The organism is Streptomyces tricolor (assembly GCF_002155905.1).
In the GTDB taxonomy this organism is placed as follows: Bacteria; Actinomycetota; Actinomycetes; order Streptomycetales; family Streptomycetaceae; genus Streptomyces; species Streptomyces tricolor.
In genome coordinates this window covers 1-2,541 of record NZ_MUMF01000916.1, presented here as the reverse complement: position 1 = coordinate 2,541, position 2,541 = coordinate 1, and the positions used below count along the sequence as shown (strand labels likewise).

Sequence of the window (2,541 nt, the reverse complement as noted above, 5' to 3'; positions counted from 1 at the left end):
GGGATCCGTCCGGTCTACAAGACGGTGGACACCTGTGCGGCGGAGTTCGCGGCGAGGACGCCGTACTTCTACTCCTCCTACGACGAGGAGAGCGAGGTCGCGTCCCGTGAGAAGCCCGCCGTCATCATTCTGTGCCCGATCCGGTTCGGCCCCGACCCCAGAATGATGACGGCGGGCTTCTCACGGGACGCGACCTCGCTCTCCTCGTCGTAGGAGGAGTAGAAGTACGGCGTCCTCGCCGCGAACTCCGCCGCACAGGTGTCCACCGTCTTGTAGACCGGACGGATCCCCAGCGCATGGCGGACCTCGCGCACCACGTCCTCGCGCAGACCACGGATCTCACCGATCTGCTGATCGGAGAACCCGTGCCGCTTCGCCTCGGCCAGCAGCTCACGGGTCAGCTCGGGCGCCTCGGCCAGCTCGTCCGCGATCTCCTTGATCAGGAACAGCTGGTCCACGAACCACGGATCGATCTTCGTGTACGCGAAGACCTCCTGCGCCGTCGCCCCCGCGCGGATGGCCTGCATGACGGTGTTGATCCGGCCGTCCGTGGGACGCACGGCCTCCCGCAGCAACGCCTCCTTGTCGCCGGGCTCGCCGACGAACGTGAACTGGCTGCCCTTCTTCTCCAGCGAACGCAGCGCCTTCTGGAACGCCTCGGTGAAGTTCCGGCCGATCGCCATCGCCTCACCCACCGACTTCATCGTCGTCGTCAGCGTGGAGTCCGCCTGCGGGAACTTCTCGAACGCGAACCGCGGCGCCTTGACCACCACATAGTCCAGCGTGGGCTCGAAGGACGCCGGAGTCTCCTGCGTGATGTCGTTCGGGATCTCGTCCAGGGTGTAGCCGACGGCCAGCTTCGCCGCGATCTTCGCGATCGGGAAACCGGTGGCCTTGGAGGCGAGCGCCGACGAACGCGAGACGCGCGGGTTCATCTCGATCACGATGACCCGGCCGTCCTCGGGGTTGACCGCGAACTGGATGTTGCAGCCGCCGGTGTCGACCCCCACCTCACGGATCACCGCGATACCGATGTCCCGCAGGATCTGGTACTCACGGTCGGTCAGCGTCATCGCCGGCGCCACCGTGATCGAGTCACCGGTGTGCACGCCCATCGGGTCGAAGTTCTCGATCGAGCAGACGACCACGACGTTGTCGTGCTTGTCCCGCATCAGCTCCAGCTCGTACTCCTTCCACCCCAGGATCGACTCCTCCAGGAGCACCTCGGTGGTCGGGGAGAGGGTCAGGCCCTGGCCGGCGATACGACGCAGCTCCTCCTCGTCGTGCGCGAAACCGGAACCGGCACCACCCATCGTGAACGACGGACGGACCACCACCGGGTAACCGCCGAGCGTCTCCACACCCTTCAGAACATCGTCCATCGAGTGGCAGATGACTGAACGGGCCGACTCACCGTGCCCGATCTTGCGGCGGACCTCCTCCACCACGACCTTGAACAGATCCCGGTCCTCACCCTTGTGGATCGCCTCCGGCCGCGCACCGATCAGCTCCACGCCGTACTGAGCGAGAACTCCGCTGTCATGCAGGGCGATGGCGGTGTTCAGGGCCGTCTGGCCGCCCAGGGTGGGCAGCAGGGCGTCGGGACGCTCCTTGGCGATGATCTTCTCGACGAACTCGGGAGTGATCGGCTCGACGTAGGTGGCGTCGGCGATCTCCGGGTCGGTCATGATCGTCGCCGGGTTGGAGTTGACGAGGACGACACGCAGGCCCTCGGCCTTGAGCACCCGGCAGGCCTGGGTGCCGGAGTAGTCGAACTCGGCGGCCTGGCCGATGACGATCGGGCCGGAGCCGATCACCAGGACGGATTTCAGGTCGGTGCGTTTAGCCATGGGCCGGCTCCATCAAGGATGCGAAGCGGTCGAAGAGGTAGGCGGCGTCGTGCGGACCGGCTGCCGCTTCGGGGTGGTACTGGACGGAGAACGCGGGGCGGTCGAGCAGCCGGAGGCCTTCCACCACACCGTCGTTGAGGCAGACGTGGGACACCTCGACCCGGCCGAAGGGAGTCTCCGAGACCCCGTCGAGCGGCGCGTCCACGGCGAAGCCGTGGTTGTGCGCGGTGACCTCGACCTTGCCGGTCGTACGGTCCTGGACCGGCTGGTTGATGCCCCGGTGCCCGTACTTCAGCTTGTAGGTGCCGAAGCCAAGCGCACGGCCCAGGATCTGCTGGCCGAAGCAGATGCCGAACAGCGGGGTGCCGCGCTCCAGGACGGCCCGCATCACCGCCACCGGGTGGTCGGCGGTCTCGGGGTCGCCCGGGCCGTTGGAGAAGAACACCCCGTCCGGTTCGACGGCGTACACGTCCTCCACGGTCGCCGTCGCGGGCAGGACGTGCACCTCGATGCCGCGCTCGGCCATCCGGTGCGGAGTCATCCCCTTGATGCCGAGGTCGATCGCGGCGACCGTGAACCGCTTCTCACCGATCGCCGGAACGACGTACGCCTCCTTGGTCGCCACCTCCTCGCACAGGTTGGCGCCCTTCATCTGCGGCTGGGCCTGCACCCGCGCCAGCAGCTCCGCCTC

General features: G+C 67.3%; 1 protein-coding gene and 1 pseudogene. Both read right to left on the bottom strand.

The window, feature by feature from the left end; translation table 11 throughout:
* Positions 1 to 134 precede the first annotated feature (134 nt).
* A pseudogene (gene carB / locus CCN44_RS41445) lies at positions 135 to 1,850 on the bottom strand (carbamoyl-phosphate synthase large subunit); the annotation flags it as partial.
* On the bottom strand, positions 1,843 to 2,541 hold a 699-nt coding region (locus tag CCN44_RS41440), incomplete at its 5' end, for a carbamoyl phosphate synthase small subunit (protein WP_086704371.1). The pseudogene carB and the gene CCN44_RS41440, both read right to left, overlap by 8 nt.